The organism is Streptomyces regalis (assembly GCF_001509475.1).
GTDB classification, from domain to species: Bacteria; Actinomycetota; Actinomycetes; order Streptomycetales; family Streptomycetaceae; genus Streptomyces; species Streptomyces regalis.
This window is the reverse complement of sequence record NZ_LLZG01000416.1, coordinates 21,702-38,641: the sequence shown is the minus strand read 5'-3', so window position 1 is coordinate 38,641 and position 16,940 is coordinate 21,702. Positions and strand designations below refer to the sequence as shown.

The following is a 16,940-nucleotide window of genomic DNA, read 5'->3' as shown; positions in this document are numbered from 1 at the left end:
CCGCTCCACGACTCCCCTGCTCCCCGACTCCCTGCTCCCCGACTCCCCTGCTCCTGGGCTCCCTTCGACACCACCCCGGAGGAACGGCTGATCATGGGCGGATCAGCGCCACGACGGGATCAACAGCTGCCGGTCGAGACGACCAGCTTCGTCGACCGACGCGACGAACTCGCCGCCGGACGCGAGCTGTTGGCGAGGACACGACTGGTCACGCTGACCGGCCCCGGCGGCGTCGGCAAGACCCACCTCGCCACCCGCATCGCGGCCAGTGTCCGGCGCACCTTCCCGGACGGTGTGCGCCTCGTGCACCTCTCCGGCCTCCACGACCCCGCGCTGGTCCCGCTCGCCGCCGCCGACGCGCTCGACCTGCACGACCACTCCGCGCAGCCACCGCTCCAGGCGCTGGTGGAGCAGGTGCGGGACCGCCGGCTGCTCCTGCTCGTCGACAACTGCGAACACCTGCTGCCGGCCTGCGCCGAACTCGCCGCGGCCCTGCTGCACGGCACGACCGGCGTACGGATCCTCGCCACCAGCCGCCATCGCCTGGGCCTCACCGAGGAACATCTCCTGGACGTACGGCCCCTGCCGGTCCCCGACCCGGACGGCGACCTCTCCAGCCCCGAGGGCTGTCCGGCCCTGGCCCTCTTCGCCGACCGAGCCGCCGCGGTGGTCCCCGGCTTCCGCCTGACCGCCGCGAACCGGGCCGCCGTCGCCCGCCTGTGCCGCCGCCTCGACGGGCTCCCCCTCGCCATCGAACTCGCCGCCGTCCGTATGCGCGTGCTCGACGTCGACCAACTCCTCGACCGCCTCGACGACCGCTACCGCCTCCTCACCGGCGGCAGCCCCGCCGTCCTGCCCCGCCACCAGACCCTGCGGGCGGCGGTCGACTGGAGCCACGAACTGTGCACCGAGCCGGAGAAGTTGGTGTGGGCGCGGTTGTCGGTGCTGGCGGGGGGCTTCGACCTGGAGACGGCGGAGGCGGTTTCAGCCTGTCTGGGGGTGCCCCCTCTGGGGGAGTTTGAGGACGAGGCCCGTTCAGGGCCGATGGGGGTCCAGGGGGCGGAGCCCCCTGGCGGGGTCGAAGGGGCAGCGCCCCTGGAGGACGGGTCGGGTAGGGGCGGCGGGGGCGAAAAACGCCTCGCGCCCGCCACCCCCCGCATCCATCCCGACGACGTCCTCGACGCCGTCACCGGCCTCGTCGACAAATCCGTACTGTCCCGAGAGGACGGCCCCGACGGCTCCCGCTACCGCCTCCTCGACACCCTCCGCCACTACGGCCTGGACCGCCTGCGCCGACTCCCCGGCGAGGAGCCCGCGGCCCGCCGCCGCCAGCGCGACTGGATGCTGCAGCGCGCCACCGCCTGCGAGAGCGCCTGGTTCGGCCCGGGCCAGCGCGAGATCGTCGCCCGTCTGCGCGCCGACCAGGACAACATCCGCACCGCCCTCGACTTCAGCCTCGCCACCCCGGGCGAACGCCTCGCCGGACTGCGCCTGGCCGGCACCCTGTGGTTCTACTGGCACGCCTGCGGCGCCCCCCGCGAGGGCCGCTACTGGCTCGACCGCGCCCTGGCCGCCAACCCGGAGCCGACCCGGGAACGGGCCCGCGGCCTGTGGATCGCGGGCCTCCTCGCCGCCGCCACGCACGACCTCACCGCAGGCCTCGCCCGCGCCCGGGACGCACACACCCTGGCCCGTGACCTCGACGACGAGGCCGAGGCCGCCCACGCCGAGTACGTCATCGGCGTCATCACCCTGTTCATGGACGACCTGCCGACCGCGCTGAAGCACTTCGAGGCCAGCGTCGCCCGCGGCCCCGTCCCCGGCCAGCACCTCAGCCTGCACGGCCTCGACCAGGTCGAACTCGCCTGTGCCCTGGGGTTCCTGGGCGAGGCCGAGCGCGCCGTCGAGGTCTGCGAGGGGGTGCGCCGGATGTGTGAACGGCACGGTGAGGAGTGGGTGCACTCGTACGTCCTGCGGATGCTCGCCCTCGCCCACACCGTGCAGCGCGACTGGCGCCGGGCCGAACACCACGCCCGCCATGCCCTGCGCCTCAAACTCGCCGTCCACGACGTCATCGGCATCGCCCTCACCCTCGACCTCCTGGCCCGCATCGCCACCCAGGCGGGCGCCCACGAGCGCGCGGCCGTCCTGCTCGGTGCCGCCGACCGCATCTGGGCCGGCATCGACCGCAACCGCTGGGGATCGGCGACCCTCAACTCGACCCGCCACGACAGCGAGACCCGGGCAAGCGAGGCCCTGGGCCGACCCGACTTCCAGCGGGCGTACGAACGCGGCGCAGGGCTCGACCTGGCGGAGACCGTCGAGTACGCCGCCCACGACGCCACAGGGCCCCGACGGCCCGCCGCCGCACGGAAAACGAACGTCCGGCCCCGTTCCCACCACCCCGCGGGCGGCGTCCGCCTCACGCACCCCGCCGCCGGCGTCCGTCTCACCCGTCGCGAGACCGAGGTCGCCGAACTCGTCGCCCAGGGACTCGCCAACCAGCAGATCGCCGACCGCCTTGTCATCGCCCGCCGCACCGCCGAAGGCCATGTCGAACGCATCCTCGGCAAGCTCGGCTTCAGCAACCGCAGCCAGATCGCGGCCTGGATGGCGGCGCAACGCTGAGAACTCCGGCCACCGAGCCGCCACCGCCATCGACCCCACGCGCCGCACCCACTGCCGCCACCGCACCCAACCACCCATCGCACCCAAGAGGGAGCCCGGACCGTGACCACTCAACCCACCTCGGCCCAGCCCGGATTCGACCACCGCATGACCGTCTTCGAGTCCGACGACGAGTTCCTCGCCGCCGCCCTCCCCTTCCTCACCGAAGCGCTCGCCGCCCCCGGAGAACCCCCGCCCGTGGCCATCGCCGCCCCCGGCAACCTGGACCTCCTGCGCGACGCCCTCGGCACCGACGCCAAGAGCGTCGGCCTCGTCCCGCACACCGAGTGGTACACCGGCTCCGCCGCCAACGCGGTCGCCCAGGGCGCCGGTTACCTCGCCGCGCACGCCGGCCCCGGTGGCCGTATCCATCTGCTCATGGAACCCGTCTGGGGCGGCCGCGCGGGCCGCTCGCCGCGCGAGACCGCCGAGTGGATCCGCTACGAGGCGCTCGCCAACCTCCTCTTCGCCCCGCTCGCGACAACGGCCCTGTGCGCCTACGACTCCCGCGTCGCGGGCCCCGCGATCGTCGCCGCCGCCCGCCGCGCCCACCCCGGCACCGGCGTCTACGAGGACCCCGTCCGCCTCGCCGCCGAACTCGACGCCGTACCGCTGCCGCCGCCCGCCGCCGATGCCCAGCGCCTGCCCGGCCCGGACCTCACCGCCGACGCCGTATGCGCCTGGGCGAGCGCGCGGGGACTGAGCGCCGCGGACGCGGAGTTGTTCGCCACGGCCGTCACCGAGGCGGCAGCCGCCCTCGGCCCGTTCGACGGCGCCGTGCTGTGGGGCGACGCCCCGGCCTGCATCTGCGAACTGCGTACCGCGCACCGCGTCGACGACCCGCTGGCGGGCTTCGTACCGCCGTCCAGCACGGAACTGGAACCGGGGCAGGGGCTGTGGTTCGCCCGGCAGGTGTGCGCGTACGTCGACGTCCGGGACGACCGGGAGGGGGCGAGCGTACGGCTGCAGTACGGGTAGCCGGGCCCCGGTGCAGGTATGGAATCAGGTATTCCTCCCCGTGCGCGGTACTCCCGTGCGCGCCACCCTGGACCCATGCTGCACCTCGACGGGGCGCGCTTCCCGGATCCCGGTCCTCAGTACGGTTCGTATCCCCAGCCGCCGATGGGGGCCGGCCACCTGAGCGTCGAATACGACCCCCGTCCCTCCGCGGTCCGCGAGGCCCGCGCGGCGGTCCGCCGGCAACTGGAGGGCTGGGGACTCGCCGACCTGGACGATCTGGCGGACGTGGCCGAACTGCTGGTGAGTGAACTGGCCACCAACGCTCTGCTGCACGCCGCGAGCCGCTTCCGGCTCACCCTGTTCGCCGCGCACGGCATCCTGCGCTGCGAGGTCCAGGACGGCGGCCGGCGCGTCCCGGCGGTGCTGGACGCGGGCGCCTCGGAGAGCGGCCGGGGGATGTTCCTGGTGGATGCGCTCGCCCGGCGCTGGGGCTGCCACCAGGACGGGTCGGGCAAGACGGTGTGGTTCGAGCTCACGACGTGCGGGTCCGACGACTGTGGTCGGCGACAGCCGTAGCGGCGTCCGCCCGAACACCCATGAGCACATCGGGTGGAGATCGCGCACGCCCTCTTGTCCGACCGGCCCCTTTGAGCTTTCTTGACCACCATGGCGGAAACCACGGGAAACACAGAGGCATCCCCGGCCGGCGAGGCGGATTCGCGCCCCCGCAAGTCCAGTTGGCGGTACATCGGGCCCGGCATCGTCGTCGCCGCGACCGGCGTCGGCGCCGGCGACCTCGTCGCCACCCTCATCGCGGGCAGCAACTTCGGCTACACCCTGCTCTGGGCCGCCGTCATCGGCTGCCTGGTCAAGATCTCCCTCGCCGAGGCGGCGGGCCGCTGGCATCTGTCCACCGGCCGCACGCTCTTCGACGGCTGGGCGAGCCTGGGCCGCTGGACCACCTGGTTCTTCGGCGTGTACGCCGTGATCTGGGGATTCGTGTACGGCGCCGCCGCGATGTCGTCGAGCGCGCTGCCACTGCAGGCGCTGTTCCCGAACGTGATGGACCTGGAGTGGTGGGCGATCGCCTGCGCCCTGGTCGGACTGGTCTTCGTCTGGTTCAACAAGTACGCGGTCTTCGAGAAGGTCATGACGATCCTGGTGGGCGTCATGTTCGTGGTGACCGTGTATCTCGCGATCCGCGTCATGCCGAACCTCCCGGACGCCTTCGCCGGCCTGCTGCCCGTCCTGCCCGACGCGAAGGACTCGATCCTCAACACCCTCGGCCTGATCGGCGGCGTCGGCGGCACCATCACCCTTGCCGCGTACGGCTACTGGGTCAACGCCAAGGGCTGGACCAACACCGGCTGGATGAAGGTCATGCGGCTCGACAACCGCGTCGCCTACGCCACCACCGGCATCTTCGTCATCGCCATGCTGTTCGTCGGCGCGGAGCTCCTGCACTCGGCGAACATCGCCATCGCGAGCGGCGACAAGGGCCTGATCCAGCTCGGCGACATCCTGGCGGACGAGTACGGCACGGCGACGGCCAAGTTCTTCCTGATCGGCTTCTTCGCCACCTCCTTCACCTCCCTCATCGGCGTCTGGCACGGCGTCAGCCTGATGTTCGCGGACTTCGTCGCCTGCTTCCGGGGTGAGGACCGGCAGAAGGGCGAGGAGGTCGCCTCCGGTGCGCGCGAACGCTCCTGGCCGTTCCGCGCGTACCTGCTGTGGCTGACCTTCCCGCCCATGGTCCTGCTCTTCCAGGGCCAGCCCTTCCGCCTGATCATCCTCTACGGCGTTCTGGGTGCGGCTTTCATGCCGTTCCTCGCCGGCACTCTGATCTGGCTCCTCAACTCCTCGCGCACACCGAGGGAGTGGCGCAACGGACCGCTGAGCAACGCGATGCTGGCGATCGCGGGGCTGCTCTTCCTCGTGCTGTGCGTGAAGCAGATCTGGGACCAGGAGTGGTCGGCGTTCTTCTGACCGGCGCTCTCGGCGGCCGTCAGCCGATCGCCTCCCAGGCGGGGTTGAGGGCGATCTCCCGCAGCTGGTCCATCGTCAGGGCCGGTGTCTCACGGGTGGCCGGGGTCACCTGCGACCCCGAGTTGAAGGCGCTGACCACGACGCGGCGACCGTCGGGCCGCATGGTGTCGACGGTCCACATCACCACACCTTCGCCGCCCTTCTCACCGGGGCCCTGGCGCGTCGCGACCCGGGTCCCGTCGGAGAGGGTCTCGTCGTCGGAGTCGAAGAGGTCGTTGCGCACGTCGCTCATGTCCGGCTGCACATTGATCTGGAGGAAGCTCTCGCCCTTGCCGTCGTCGACCACGACGTAGGCGTACTGGGAGTCCTGGGCGCGCTTGTCGACAACCTCCAGGTTCTTGGGGAGCATCTTGACCAGCATGCCGACGGTCCGCCTGCCGCCGCCGACGTCCGAGGCGTCCTCGCCGGGAGTCGGCTGCGTCTTCTTGTCGTCCTCGGGCATGGCGTCGACAAGGGCGAGCCACTCTTCGGCCGTGACGAAGGTCTTCAACTGCGCCGGGGACAGGGGCGGTTCGGGACGGCTCACCGGCTCGCCCTTCTCGGCGGGCGCGTTCCACTCGCTCACGGTCACGTGCTGTCCCTTCGCGGTGACAAGTTCCGCGTGCCAGCTCTTGGTCTCCTCGCGCCGGTCGGGGTACTCGTACCCCTGCACGACCCTGAACACGGACCCGCCGGGGAGCCGCTGCACGGAGCAGTCGTCGTAGTTCGCCAGCCTCTTGTCGGGGCATTCGCCGTTGAGGCGGGCGTCCTCGCCGCCCGGCTCCAGCCGGTCCAGGGCGATGGAGATCGCCGCCGCGCCCTCGCCGTCGTCGAAGACGAGCGACGCGTACGGCGGGATCATGGGCTGCTCCGTGCCCCGGCCGTCCTCCTTGCTGACCTCGCCCTCCGGGAGAAGCGACTTCAGCGTGCTGATCATCTGCTCGGCGGTGACGCCGCTCGGCGTGGCCGAGGCCGTCCGGTTGCCGCTCGCGGCGACGGACGAGGTCGTCGGCTTGGCGTCGGCTGCGCCGCCGTTCGTGACGAGCAGCGCGCCGCTCACACAGGCGACCGCGACCGCGGCCGCGCCGCCCACCACGGCGGCGTGACGGCGGGCCCGCAGCCGCCGGCCACGGGCCGTACCGCGGGCCGCGAGCGCGGTGCGGTCGGTGTCGAAATCGTTGCCCGTCGTGTGCAGGGCGGTGGAGAGACGATCCTCGAAGGGGCCGTTGCGCTGGTCGTCGTGCTGGTCCATGGGCATGGAGCACCACCGTTTCGGGTCGGTCGGTGAAGAGGATGGAAGAAGGGGGGCCAGGTCAGGGCCTGGCGTAGACGCCGATGTCCTCGCCGAGCAGCTCCCGCAGCCGGGCCAGGGCCCGGACGCACCGCGTGCGCACGGCGGCGGAACTGGTGTCCATCGCGTCCGCGGTCTCCTGGATCGACCGGTCCTCCCAGTACCGCAGGACGACCACGGCCCGGTCCTTGGCAGGCAGCCGTCCGAGGGCGTCGAGGAGGGTGAGCCGCAGGATGGAGTCGGGCACGGCCGAGGCCGACTCCGGCAGGACGTCGGTGGCGCGCTCGGTGCTGCTGCGCCGCCGCTGGTGGGCGAGGAAGGTCCGGGTGAGCACGGTCTGCGCGTACGCGGCGGGATTGCCGACGCGGGAGACCCGCCGCCAGCGGACGTAGATCCGCCCCAGCGTCTCCTGCACCAGGTCCTCCGCGAGATGGGTGTCACCGGCGGTGAGCAGGCACGCGGACCGGTACAGATGCCCGGCACGCGCCGCCGCGAACTCCGCGTACTCGTCCGCGCGGGCCTGTCTCATACGTTCCCCCTGTTGCTGTGTGCCGGCTGTAGAAGAGGTCCTCACTTCACTGATGCGGCAGGGCAGGGAGAATGTTTCACCGCAGCACAGAAAAAGCTCACCGCGAGCACAAGGACCGAGGATCCGACGGATGACCGAGCAGCCGGCACCACCACCCGTCCCGGGCTTCGGCCCCCCGCCCGTCCCGGGCTTCGGCCCGCCCCCACCGCAGTACGCCCCGCAGCCGCCGTACGCCCCGGTCCCGCCCCAACCGGCTCCTCCGGCCGGCCCGGACTTCCTGGCCGTCGACAAGCGCAACTCCGTCGTCGTCGACGCGTCCGGCGTCGCCTTCGAGATGTCCGGCCTCACGATCGAGTTCCACTGGCCCGAGATCCGCAGCGTCCACTACAAGGCGAGCCCGGACGGCAAGGCCCTGATGGTCGCCGTGGTCCACATGGACGGCAGGTTCTACGAGTGCGGGGTGGAGGCGAAGCCCCGGGCGCGACTGCAGGAGTGGTTCCCGCAGCTGGCCTGGGTGCTTGGCCATTACCGGCCCATGGGGTGAGGACAGAGGGCTCCTACGGCAGCCCGTGCACATGCGGGCCGACGGCGCTCGACCATGCGTTGCCCGCCGTCGCGTCCCAGTTGGTCGACCACGTCATCGCGCCCCGCAGGTCGGGATGGGTCCGCGACGGCTTGAAGGTGCCGCAGCTCGTCCCCTTGGTCAAGCAGTCCAGCGCGCTGTTCACCACCGACGGCGACACGTACCCGCTCCCCGCCGCCCGCGTCGACGCCGGCAACCCCAACCCCACCTGCGACGGAGCCAGGCCCCCCTCCAGTTGGATGCAGGCCAGGGCGGTCAGGAAGTCCACCGAGCCCTGGCTGTAGACCTTGCCGTCGCAGCCCAGCATCGAACCGCTGTTGTAGTACTGCATGTTGACGACCGTGAGGATGTCCTTGACGTTCAGCGCGGTCTGGAAGTAGGCGTTCGACGTCGACTGCATGTCGATGGTCTGCGGCGCCATCGTGATGATCAGCGACGAGCCCGCCTTCGCCGAGAGCGAGCGCAGCGCCTGCGTCATGTAGGTGGCGTTGAGGCCGTTCTCCAGGTCGATGTCGACGCCGTCGAAGCCGTACGTCTGCATGAGGGCGTACACCGAGTTCGCGAAGTTCGCCGCCGACGCCGCGTCATTCACCGCCACCGTGCCGCGCTCGCCGCCCACCGAGACGATGACCTTCTTCCCGGCGGACTGCTTCGCCCTGATGTCGGCCTTGAACTGGTCGACCGTGTAGCCGCCCAGCCCGGCCGAGTCCAGGTTGAAGGTCACCGCGCCCGGCGTCGAGGTCGCGTCCGCGAAGGCGACGGCGATGATGTCGTACTGCGACTGCACGTCGGCGAGCTTCTGGACCGCCGCCCCGTTGTTGAAGTTCTGCCAGTACCCGGTCACCGCGTGCTTCGGGAGGGCGGGGCCGGGGCCGGTCGGCGTGTTCGTCGTGCCCGTCACCGCCGCCGACTTCGGGGACTCACCGGCCGCGTTGGTCGCCGTGACCTGGAAGGAGTACGACGTGGAGGCCGCGAGCCCGGTGACGGTCGCCGAGGTGCCGGTCACCGCGGTCACCTTCGTGCCGTCGCGGTAGACGTTGTAGCCGGTCGCGCCCGAGACGGTGTTCCAGGCCAGCGACACCGACGAGGAGGTCGTACCCGACACGGACAGGCCGCCCGGCGCCCCCGGGATCGTGGGGGAGGGGTCGGTGCCACCGCCGCCGTCGGGGCCGTACACCGACACGTCGTCCGCGTAGTACGCCGCCTGCCCGTACCAGCCGTGCGTGTACACCGTCACGGAGGTCGTGGAGCCGCCGGTGGTGAACGTGGTCGACAGCTGCTGCCAGGCCGTCGAGTCCGGCGTCCAGGTCGACACGTCGGTCGTGCCCGTGCCCGTCGCGCCCAGGTAGGTGTAGCCGCCCTGCACCCACGCGCTCAGCGTGTACGTCGAGTTGGGCTTCACCGCCACCGCCTGGGTACAGCGGGCGTTGTCCTGCCCGGCCGGCGTCGCCTTCAGCGCGGTCGAGCCGCCGTGCACCGGTGAGGAGACGGTCGTGCCGCTGTTCGCGGAGCAGGTCCAGTTGCTCAGGCCGGACTCGAAGCCGGCGTTCTTGGCGTTGTTGACGTCCGCGGCCGAGGCCTGGCCCGCGGGGAGGAAAGAGAGGGCGAGGGCGGCGGTGACCGCGGCCACCCGGAATCTGGCGCGTAGGGACATGACGCGTATGGACATGACAAGAGGCATGCTGAACAACTTGGTCCAGACCAATTCACCTGTCAAGAGATTCCGGTAGTGGAGACTTTGTGTGCGTAACTTGCCCCGTATTGGCTTGACTTGTGCGAGAGGAGTTCCTTCCCGGCTGCAGAGAAGCTGTTCTCCGGCCACAGAGCCGTGGATACAGTGCTCAGATAGTCACGCAATGAAGTCATCGGGGAGCTGCGCGTGCCAACTGCCATTGCCGTGACCAGCGCCGACATGGCGCTGCCGGCGCAGGACGAGCGAACCGTGCCCGCCGTCGTGCTCGGCGACCTCGACCGGGAGCCCCTGGAGCGGTCGTTGGCGGGCATCCAGGCCCTGATCGAGCAGCACGGCCATGTGGTCGTCGTCTGCTCGCGGGCCGTCCCCCGTGGCGTGGAGCAGCGGCTGCACACCGTGCGGTCCCTGCTGGAGAGCGACCGTATCGCCGTGTTCCGGCCCGAACTTCCCCCGCTCGGGCTCGCCGTCCTCGCCCGCCAGTTGCGGCAGCTGGCCTCCTGCGACCTCAGCCCCGGCGTCCTCGCCTCGGCCGGCCGGCTGCTCACCCACTACATCCACGCCGGAGCGCTCCTCGGCTCCGTCGCCAAGCTCGACCGTGTCCCCGTGGACCTCAAGTCGCACGCCAAGTCCTGGGTGCCCGGCAGCCAGTTCGGCGTGCTCGCCCACCCGACGCCGCAACTGGTCCGGATCGCCCCCGGAGCCACCCTCAGCGGCCCGGAGTTCCGCACGTCGATGCTGGTCGCCCAGGGGCAGCTCCAGTCCGACTGGGTCACCTCCAACCTGGTCAAGGTCTGGAACGCGCAGGGCCTGCGCGAGGCGGTGCTGCCCGCCGAGTCGGCCACCTGGTGGGGGACGCCCAAGCTGATCGAGTTCTGCGCCTATCTGCCCGACCTGTCGGTCCTTTACCAGCTCGTCACCTCGGTACGGCAGAACTCCTGTCACTGGTGCGGCATCGACGTCATCGGCGACCGCTGCGTCTTCTGCTCCGCCCTCCCGCCCACCCACGAACAACCGGCCCGCGCAGGCTGACCGGACCCCGGTCAGTCAAGGCCGACCCGACCCCACTCGACCGCTCCCGACCGATTCCCCCAATGAGGTTGTCCGGTTCATGAACTCCCGTCAGCGCCGCGGCGTGATACTCCTGCTCCTGTCGATCGTGTGCGCCCTGGGCGCCTTCGCCGGCGTCCTCTCCGTGATCAGTGACGTGAAGTCCAAGGTCGGTCCCGAGGTCACCGCCTACCGGGTCAAGACGAGCGTCGCCCCCTACACGCAGCTCGGCGCCGGCCAGTTCGAGAAGATCGAGATGCCCGAGCGGTGGCTGTCGGAGAACGCGGTCACCGACCTCCGCGAGATCCAGGGCAAGATCGCCGTCACGACCCTGCAGAAGGGCTCCCTGCTCCAGAGCGACATGATCGTCGACCAGCCCGCCCTGAAGTCGGGCGAGCAGGAGGTCGCCATCATGATCGACGCGGCGACCGGCGTGGCCGGCAAGATCACCCCGGGTTCCACGGTCAACGTCTACGCCACCTTCGAGGGGCAGCGCGACGGCGACCCCGACCAGTCCAAGCTCATCGTGGAGAACGCCAGGGTCATCGACGTGGGCGAGCTGACCGCCCTCAAGCCCGACGCCGACGACCGCGACCGTGAGCCCACCGACGCCGTCCCGATCACCTTCGCGCTCCAGACCATCGACGCCCAGCGCATCACCTACGCCGAGTCGTTCGCCGACGAGGTCCGGCTCGCCCTGGTGGCACCCGGTACCGGATCCGACGTCGACGCGACGGACCGCACCTACGAACTCGCCAAGGACAAGTGAGAGGCCCCTATGCCCACGAGGATCCTCCCGGCTGTCGGCGACGCGGACGCGGTCCGGTCCCTCACGACGCTGCTCAGCCAGCTCCCCGACGCCGAGCCGGTGGCCCCGGTGGCCGACTCCACCCAGCTCGTCGACACTCTCGCGCGCCTGGCCGCCGAGTCCATCGACGAGTTGCCCGAGGTCGTCGTCGTCCACGAGCGCATCGGCCCCGTCCCGGCCCTGGAACTCATCCGCGAGGTCGCCCTGCGCTTCCCCGCGGTGGGCGTCATCCTCGTCACCTCCGACGCCGGCCCCGGCCTCTTCCAGGCCGCCATGGACTACGGCGCGCGAGGCCTGGTCGCCCTCCCGCTGAGCTACGAGGAGCTCGCCAGCCGCGTCAACGCGGTGGCCCAGTGGTCGGTGGGCGTACGGCGGCATCTGGGCGCCGGCGGCGAGGTGTTCAGCGGCGTCGGCGGCACGGTCGTGACGGTGAGCGGCGCGAAGGGCGGGGTAGGGACCACCCTCACGGCCATCCAACTCGCCCTCGCCGCCCAGGCGTCGGGCCGCAGCACCGCCCTGCTCGACATGGACCTGCAGACCGGTGACATCGCCGCCTACCTGGACATCCAGTTCCGCCGCTCGGTCGTCGACCTCGCCACCATCAACGACATCACGCCGCGCGTGCTGGCGGACGCGGTGTTCCGGCACGACACCGGTCTCGCCCTGCTCCTCGCCCCCGGCGACGGCGAGCGCGGCGAGGAGGTCACCGACCGCGCCGCCCGCCACATCGTCACCGCCCTGCGCTCCCGCTACGAGGTCGTCGTCGTCGACTGCGGCGCCCAGCTGACCGGCGCGAGCGCGGCCGCCGTGGAGATGGCCGACACCGCGCTCCTCGTCGCCACCCCGGACGTGGTCGCGGTGCGCGGCGCCAAACGCACCGTGCGGATGTGGGACCGCCTGCAGATCCGCAAGGCGGAGGAGACCACCATCGTCGTCAACCGCTACTCGCGCGCCACCGAGATCCAGCCCGCCCTGATCCAGCGGATCACCGGCACGGGCATCGCGAGCACCGCGATCCCCGCCAACTTCAAGGAACTCCAGGGCGCGGTAGACGCCGGCCGGGTGCACGAGCTGGACAGCAAGGGGTCGGTCAAGCAGGCCCTGTGGGCGCTCGCGGGGGAGCTGGGGCTGGTCAAGGGCACCGAGGCCGCCGCCCAGCAGCGCCGCAACGGCCGGGCGCGGGCCGGGGACCGGGCGGCGCTGACGTTCCGGCGGCGCAAGGAGCTGGGGCGGTGAGGCGGCGGCTGAGGGCCTGTGAACCGGCTCTCAGGGACGACCGGGGCCAGGTGACCGTGGAGTTCCTCGGCATGACCCCGCTGATCATCCTGACGCTGGTGCTGCTGTGGCAGTTCGTGCTGCTGGGATACACGTTCTCGCTGGCGGGGAACGCCGCGGACGAGGCGGCGCGGGCCGGGGCGGCCTCCGAGGGGCAGGCGGCCTGCGAGGAGGCGGGGCTGCGGCATCTGCCGGGCGCGTGGGAGGGCGGCGCAAGTGTGCAGTGCGAGGCTGACGGCCTTTACGTGACGGCCGATGTGCGCCTGGAGGTGCCCGTCCTCTTCCCCGGCTCGATCGGCTTCCCGTTCACCGTCGAGGGCCACGCGGGGGCCGTGCAGGAGGAGAAGGACTGAGATGTCGTACGACGCCGAAGTCCGCAGAGCCCGGCGCGACCGCGGCCAGGTCGCCATCGAGTACCTCGGGTTCATCCCGATCCTGATTCTCGTCGCGATGGCCGGCGTACAGATCGGCCTGATCGCCTACACCGCCCAGCAGGCGGGCACGGCGGCCCGGGCCGGGGCGCGCGCCGCCTCGCTGGAGCCCGGTGCCGCCCAGGAAGGGTGTCAGAACGCGGTCAGCGACTGGTTGTCCGTCGCCTGTGACGCCGCGGAAGGCGGCGACGAGGTCACCGTCACCGCCACCGTCGAGATCCCGTCGATCGTCCCCGGCTGGGACTTCGGCGACGCCCGGAAGACCGCGACCATGCCGCTCGACCACTGAACGAGGATCCACATGAGCCTGAGGTCACGCATCAACACCCCCGAGGAGAACCCCGGCCGGGGCGAGGACGGCCACCTGGTCGCCTCGTACCGGGCCAAGCTCCTGGAGGAGATCGACCTCGCGGAGATGAGCTCACTGGCCGCGGCCGAGCGCCGCGCCCGCCTGGAGCGGGTGCTCGGGCACATCATCAGCCGTGAGGGCCCGGTGCTGTCCACGGTCGAGCGCTCGCAGCTGATCCGCAGGGTCGTCGACGAGGCACTCGGCCTCGGCATCCTGGAGCCGCTGCTGGAGGACGCGTCGATCACCGAGATCATGGTGAACGGCCCGGACGCGATCTTCGTCGAACGCGCGGGCCGCGTCGAGCAGTTGCCGCTGCGCTTCCCCTCCCACGACCAGCTGATGCAGACGATCGAGCGGATCGTCTCGACCGTGAACCGGCGGGTCGACGAGTCCAACCCGATGGTGGACGCCCGTCTGCCGTCCGGCGAGCGCGTGAACGTCATCATCCCGCCGCTGTCCCTCACCGGCGCGACCCTGACGATCCGCCGCTTCCCCCGCTCCTTCACCCTGCACGAGATGACCGGCCTCGGCTCGCTCGACGAGCCGATGGTGTATCTGCTGGCCGGGCTGGTGCAGGCGAAGTTCAACATCATCGTCTCGGGCGCGACGGGCACGGGAAAGACCACGCTGCTCAACGCCCTGTCGGGGTTGATCCCCGAGCGTGAGCGCATCATCACCATCGAGGACTCGGCCGAACTCCAGCTCCAGCAGTCCCATGTGATCCGGCTGGAGTCGCGCCCGCCGAACGTCGAGGGCAAGGGCCAGGTCACGATCCGCGACCTGGTCCGCAACTCCCTGCGCATGCGCCCCGACCGCATCGTCGTCGGTGAGGTCCGCGGCGGCGAGTCCCTGGACATGCTCCAGGCGATGTCGACCGGCCACGACGGCTCCCTCGCCACCGTGCACGCCAACAGCACGGAGGACGCCCTGATGCGCCTGAAGACCCTCGCGTCCATGTCCGACGTGACGGTCCCGTTCGAGGCGCTGCACGACCAGATCAACAGCGCGGTGGACGTGATCATCCAGCTGACCCGTTTCCCGGACGGCGCCCGCAGGATCACCGAGATCGCCCTCCTGGACAGCCACGGCGCGGAGCCGTACCGCCTGGCGACGGCGGCCCGCTTCCACGCCCAGCCCATGACGCCGGACGGCCGCGTCCACGGCGCCTTCGCGTACTTCCCCCTCCCGCGCCGCACCGCGGACCGCCTCTACATGGCGAGCCAGCCGATACCCCAGGCCTTCGGCGTCGCCCAGTCCCCACTCGAGCTCGCCACCAGAGAAGCCAGGTAGGAACCCGTTGCCATGGAACCTCATACCGTCGCTATGGACCTGCAGACCCGCATCACCCTCACGACCGGCGTCGCCCTGCTGACCTGCGCCCTGGCCGTGGTCGGTGTCCACGCGTACGCCGCCGGCCGGGCCCAGCGCCAGGCCCTGGTCGACCGCCTGACGGCCACCGGCCAGATCACCGGATCCGGCGGCCGCCGACGCCGCTTCACGGACCTGGACCGCCGCCTGCGCCGTACGAAGCTGGGAAAGCGGCTGGAGCTGCGGCTGGCGGCAACCGGCCTGGACGTCACCCCCGGCGAGTTCTTCGCCTACATGCTGGCGACGGTGGCGGGCCTGTGGCTGATCGGCCAAGCCACCCTGGCCCCCTTCTTCGGCCCGATCGCGGGCCTGCTCGGCGTGGGGGCGGCTGTCCAGTTCCTCAACTGGCAGCGCCAGAAGCGCATCGAGAAGTTCATCAGCCAACTCCCGGAACTGGCCCGCATCCTGGCGAATGCGGCGCACGCCGGTCTCGCCCTGCGCACGGCCATCGGCATGGCGGCGGAGGAGCTGGAGGCCCCGGCGGGCGAGGAACTGGCCAAGGTCTCCAACCAACTGGCGCTGGGCGCCTCCATGGACGACGCCCTGGGCGAGCTGGCGGAACGCCTGCCGTCCCGCGAGCTGGTCGTCCTGGTGACCACGCTGGTGCTGTCCAACCGGGCCGGCGGCCAAGTGGTGAGCGCGCTGCGCAACCTCACGGAGACGCTGGAGGAGCGCAAGGAGACGCGACGCGAGGTCCGTACCCAGCTCTCCCAGGTGAACATGACGTCGTACGCGGTCCCGGTCATGGGTGTCGGCTCCCTGTTCCTGATGAACGGGGTGAAGGACGGCGCACTGGACCGCATGACGGGTTCGCCGCTCGGCCAGGCGGCGGTGCTGATCGCGTTCGGCCTGTACGCGGTCGGCTTCATCATGATCCGCCGCCTGTCGCGGATCGACGTCTGAGCCGCGGGAAGGGAGGCGAACGAGACAATGGGACTCGGACAACTGGGACTTCTCCTGGCACTGGTGATGGCCCTGAGCGTGTGGGGGATCTTCGCCGGCATCCGCATGTACCGCGCGGAGGCGAAACTGCCCGGCGATCTGGCACTCGCCCTGGAGATCGGCGCGACCCGCACCGGCGCCGTGGACTCGCTCATCGACCGCATGGGCATGCGCTACGCCCCCGCCGTGCTGCGCCTGATGGGCCCGAAGCTGGTCGCCAAGTACCGCCGCAAGATCGACCTCGCGGGCAACCCCGGCGGCCTGACCATCGACCGCTATGCGGCAAGGCGCGCGGTGTACGGCTTCCTGGGCGCGGTCGGCTTCCTGGTGTTCCTGCTCCGGGGCCAGCTGCTGGTCGCGCTGCTGCTGCTGGCCTTCGGCGCCTTCTGGACGGAGGTCGGCATCTGGTCGGCGATCCGGATCAGGAAGGACGAGATCGAACGCACCCTGCCCGACTTCCTGGACGTACTGGCGGTCGTGGTGAGCGCGGGCCTGGGCTTCCGCCAGGCACTGGACCGGGTCGCCTCGAAGTACGAGGGCCCCTGGGCCGACGAACTCCGCATCACCCTGCGCCAGATGGACCTCGGCATGAGCCGCCGCCAGGCCTTCGCGGAGCTGCGGCGGAGGAACGACTCGGAACAGGTGGCCATGTTCGTGACGGCGCTCCAGCAGGGGGAGGAACTGGGCGCGCCGATCGTCGACACGCTGGTGGCGCTGGCCAAGGACATGCGCCGGACGGACGCCCAGAACGCCCGGCGGAAGGCGGCCCGGGCGGTGCCCAAGGCCACGATGATGATCACGACGTTCATGGTTCCGGCGACGATGATTCTGCTGGGGGCGGGGCTGTTGCTGGGGTCGGGGACGGACTTCGGGTCGTTGACGGGGGAGTAGGTGGGGGCGGGTGAGGTCTGTGTCGATGACGAGGACGAGGACGATGACGAGGACGAGGACGCTGTGCGTGCCGCGGACTTG

The 16,940-nt window shown here is 71.2% G+C and carries 16 protein-coding genes; 13 read left to right on the top strand and 3 right to left on the bottom strand.

The features are described from left to right. The first annotated feature begins 93 nt into the window (after nucleotides 1–93). The 4 genes from ADL12_RS47515 (at nucleotide 94) to ADL12_RS47500 (ending at nucleotide 5,613) form a co-directional block, all read left to right on the top strand. Nucleotides 94–2,628 carry an ATP-binding protein gene (locus ADL12_RS47515; RefSeq protein ID WP_062715328.1) on the top strand — a complete coding sequence of 845 codons (2,535 nt, stop codon included), beginning with the start codon at nucleotides 94–96 and terminating at the stop codon, nucleotides 2,626–2,628. Between the two features lie 102 nt (nucleotides 2,629–2,730). Next, nucleotides 2,731–3,645, top strand: a complete 915-nt coding sequence (locus ADL12_RS47510) for an MEDS domain-containing protein (protein WP_062715326.1) — start codon at nucleotides 2,731–2,733, stop codon at nucleotides 3,643–3,645. A gap of 144 nt (nucleotides 3,646–3,789) precedes the next feature. Next, entirely contained in the window at nucleotides 3,790–4,203 is a 414-nt protein-coding gene (locus ADL12_RS47505) for an ATP-binding protein (protein WP_062715345.1), read from the top strand. 90 nt (nucleotides 4,204–4,293) lie between these two features. Continuing rightward, a complete protein-coding gene (locus tag ADL12_RS47500) occupies nucleotides 4,294–5,613 on the top strand; it encodes an Nramp family divalent metal transporter (protein ID WP_062715324.1) in 1,320 nt (439 codons plus the stop codon). Between the two features lie 19 nt (nucleotides 5,614–5,632). Here ADL12_RS47500 and ADL12_RS47495 read toward each other — a convergent pair whose 3' ends face one another. Further along, entirely contained in the window at nucleotides 5,633–6,910 is a 1,278-nt protein-coding gene (locus ADL12_RS47495) for a hypothetical protein (protein WP_062715322.1), read from the bottom strand. 55 nt (nucleotides 6,911–6,965) lie between these two features. Next, nucleotides 6,966–7,472, bottom strand: coding sequence for a SigE family RNA polymerase sigma factor (locus ADL12_RS47490; RefSeq protein WP_062715320.1), 507 nt, complete (start codon nucleotides 7,470–7,472; stop codon nucleotides 6,966–6,968). 130 nt (nucleotides 7,473–7,602) lie between these two features. On the opposite strand from ADL12_RS47490, the gene ADL12_RS47485 reads away from it, so the two are divergent. Next, the gene (locus ADL12_RS47485; RefSeq protein WP_062715316.1) at nucleotides 7,603–8,016 is read left to right on the top strand and encodes a hypothetical protein; all 414 of its coding nucleotides are present in this window, start codon (nucleotides 7,603–7,605) and stop codon (nucleotides 8,014–8,016) included. 13 nt (nucleotides 8,017–8,029) lie between these two features. On the opposite strand, the gene ADL12_RS47480 is transcribed toward ADL12_RS47485, so the two are convergent. After that, on the bottom strand, nucleotides 8,030–9,724 hold the full coding sequence (locus tag ADL12_RS47480; protein WP_062715343.1) for a chitinase: 1,695 nt from the start codon (nucleotides 9,722–9,724) through the stop codon (nucleotides 8,030–8,032). Between the two features lie 243 nt (nucleotides 9,725–9,967). Between ADL12_RS47480 and ADL12_RS47475 the strand changes: the two genes are divergently transcribed. The 8 genes from ADL12_RS47475 to ADL12_RS47440 all read left to right on the top strand — a co-directional run bounded on the left by ADL12_RS47475 (nucleotide 9,968) and on the right by ADL12_RS47440 (nucleotide 16,859). Further along, nucleotides 9,968–10,777 (top strand): hypothetical protein, encoded by an 810-nt coding sequence (locus tag ADL12_RS47475; RefSeq protein ID WP_079052679.1) that lies wholly within the window; start codon nucleotides 9,968–9,970, stop codon nucleotides 10,775–10,777. Nucleotides 10,778–10,856: 79 nt separating this feature from the next. Next, nucleotides 10,857–11,564, top strand: a complete 708-nt coding sequence (gene cpaB, locus ADL12_RS47470) for a Flp pilus assembly protein CpaB (RefSeq protein ID WP_062715313.1) — start codon at nucleotides 10,857–10,859, stop codon at nucleotides 11,562–11,564. A 9-nt stretch (nucleotides 11,565–11,573) separates the two neighbouring features. Beyond that, on the top strand, nucleotides 11,574–12,839 hold the full coding sequence (locus tag ADL12_RS47465) for a CpaE/TadZ family protein (RefSeq protein ID WP_062715311.1): 1,266 nt from the start codon (nucleotides 11,574–11,576) through the stop codon (nucleotides 12,837–12,839). A gap of 71 nt (nucleotides 12,840–12,910) precedes the next feature. Beyond that, entirely contained in the window at nucleotides 12,911–13,231 is a 321-nt protein-coding gene (locus ADL12_RS47460; RefSeq protein WP_062715341.1) for a septum formation initiator, read from the top strand. A 1-nt stretch (nucleotide 13,232) separates the two neighbouring features. Next, a complete protein-coding gene (locus ADL12_RS47455) occupies nucleotides 13,233–13,598 on the top strand; it encodes a TadE/TadG family type IV pilus assembly protein (RefSeq protein WP_062715309.1) in 366 nt (121 codons plus the stop codon). Nucleotides 13,599–13,610: 12 nt separating this feature from the next. Next, entirely contained in the window at nucleotides 13,611–14,948 is a 1,338-nt protein-coding gene (locus ADL12_RS47450) for a TadA family conjugal transfer-associated ATPase (protein WP_062715307.1), read from the top strand. A gap of 33 nt (nucleotides 14,949–14,981) precedes the next feature. Next, nucleotides 14,982–15,929, top strand: a complete 948-nt coding sequence (locus tag ADL12_RS47445; protein WP_062715305.1) for a type II secretion system F family protein — start codon at nucleotides 14,982–14,984, stop codon at nucleotides 15,927–15,929. 42 nt (nucleotides 15,930–15,971) lie between these two features. Further along, nucleotides 15,972–16,859 (top strand): DUF5936 domain-containing protein, encoded by an 888-nt coding sequence (locus ADL12_RS47440; protein WP_062715338.1) that lies wholly within the window; start codon nucleotides 15,972–15,974, stop codon nucleotides 16,857–16,859. Nucleotides 16,860–16,940: the final 81 nt, after the last annotated feature.

Coding starts and splice junctions, on each gene's coding strand:
- ADL12_RS47480 (WP_062715343.1), bottom strand. CDS start 9,724: ATGTCCATACGCGTCATGTCCCTACGCGCCAGATTCCGGGTGGCCGCG.
- ADL12_RS47485 (WP_062715316.1), top strand. CDS start 7,603: ATGACCGAGCAGCCGGCACCACCACCCGTCCCGGGCTTCGGCCCCCCG.
- ADL12_RS47445 (WP_062715305.1), top strand. CDS start 14,982: ATGGACCTGCAGACCCGCATCACCCTCACGACCGGCGTCGCCCTGCTG.
- ADL12_RS47465 (WP_062715311.1), top strand. CDS start 11,574: ATGCCCACGAGGATCCTCCCGGCTGTCGGCGACGCGGACGCGGTCCGG.
- ADL12_RS47475 (WP_079052679.1), top strand. CDS start 9,968: ATGGCGCTGCCGGCGCAGGACGAGCGAACCGTGCCCGCCGTCGTGCTC.
- cpaB (WP_062715313.1), top strand. CDS start 10,857: ATGAACTCCCGTCAGCGCCGCGGCGTGATACTCCTGCTCCTGTCGATC.
- ADL12_RS47495 (WP_062715322.1), bottom strand. CDS start 6,910: ATGCCCATGGACCAGCACGACGACCAGCGCAACGGCCCCTTCGAGGAT.
- ADL12_RS47490 (WP_062715320.1), bottom strand. CDS start 7,472: ATGAGACAGGCCCGCGCGGACGAGTACGCGGAGTTCGCGGCGGCGCGT.
- ADL12_RS47515 (WP_062715328.1), top strand. CDS start 94: ATGGGCGGATCAGCGCCACGACGGGATCAACAGCTGCCGGTCGAGACG.
- ADL12_RS47505 (WP_062715345.1), top strand. CDS start 3,790: ATGGGGGCCGGCCACCTGAGCGTCGAATACGACCCCCGTCCCTCCGCG.
- ADL12_RS47500 (WP_062715324.1), top strand. CDS start 4,294: ATGGCGGAAACCACGGGAAACACAGAGGCATCCCCGGCCGGCGAGGCG.
- ADL12_RS47460 (WP_062715341.1), top strand. CDS start 12,911: ATGACCCCGCTGATCATCCTGACGCTGGTGCTGCTGTGGCAGTTCGTG.
- ADL12_RS47450 (WP_062715307.1), top strand. CDS start 13,611: ATGAGCCTGAGGTCACGCATCAACACCCCCGAGGAGAACCCCGGCCGG.
- ADL12_RS47455 (WP_062715309.1), top strand. CDS start 13,233: ATGTCGTACGACGCCGAAGTCCGCAGAGCCCGGCGCGACCGCGGCCAG.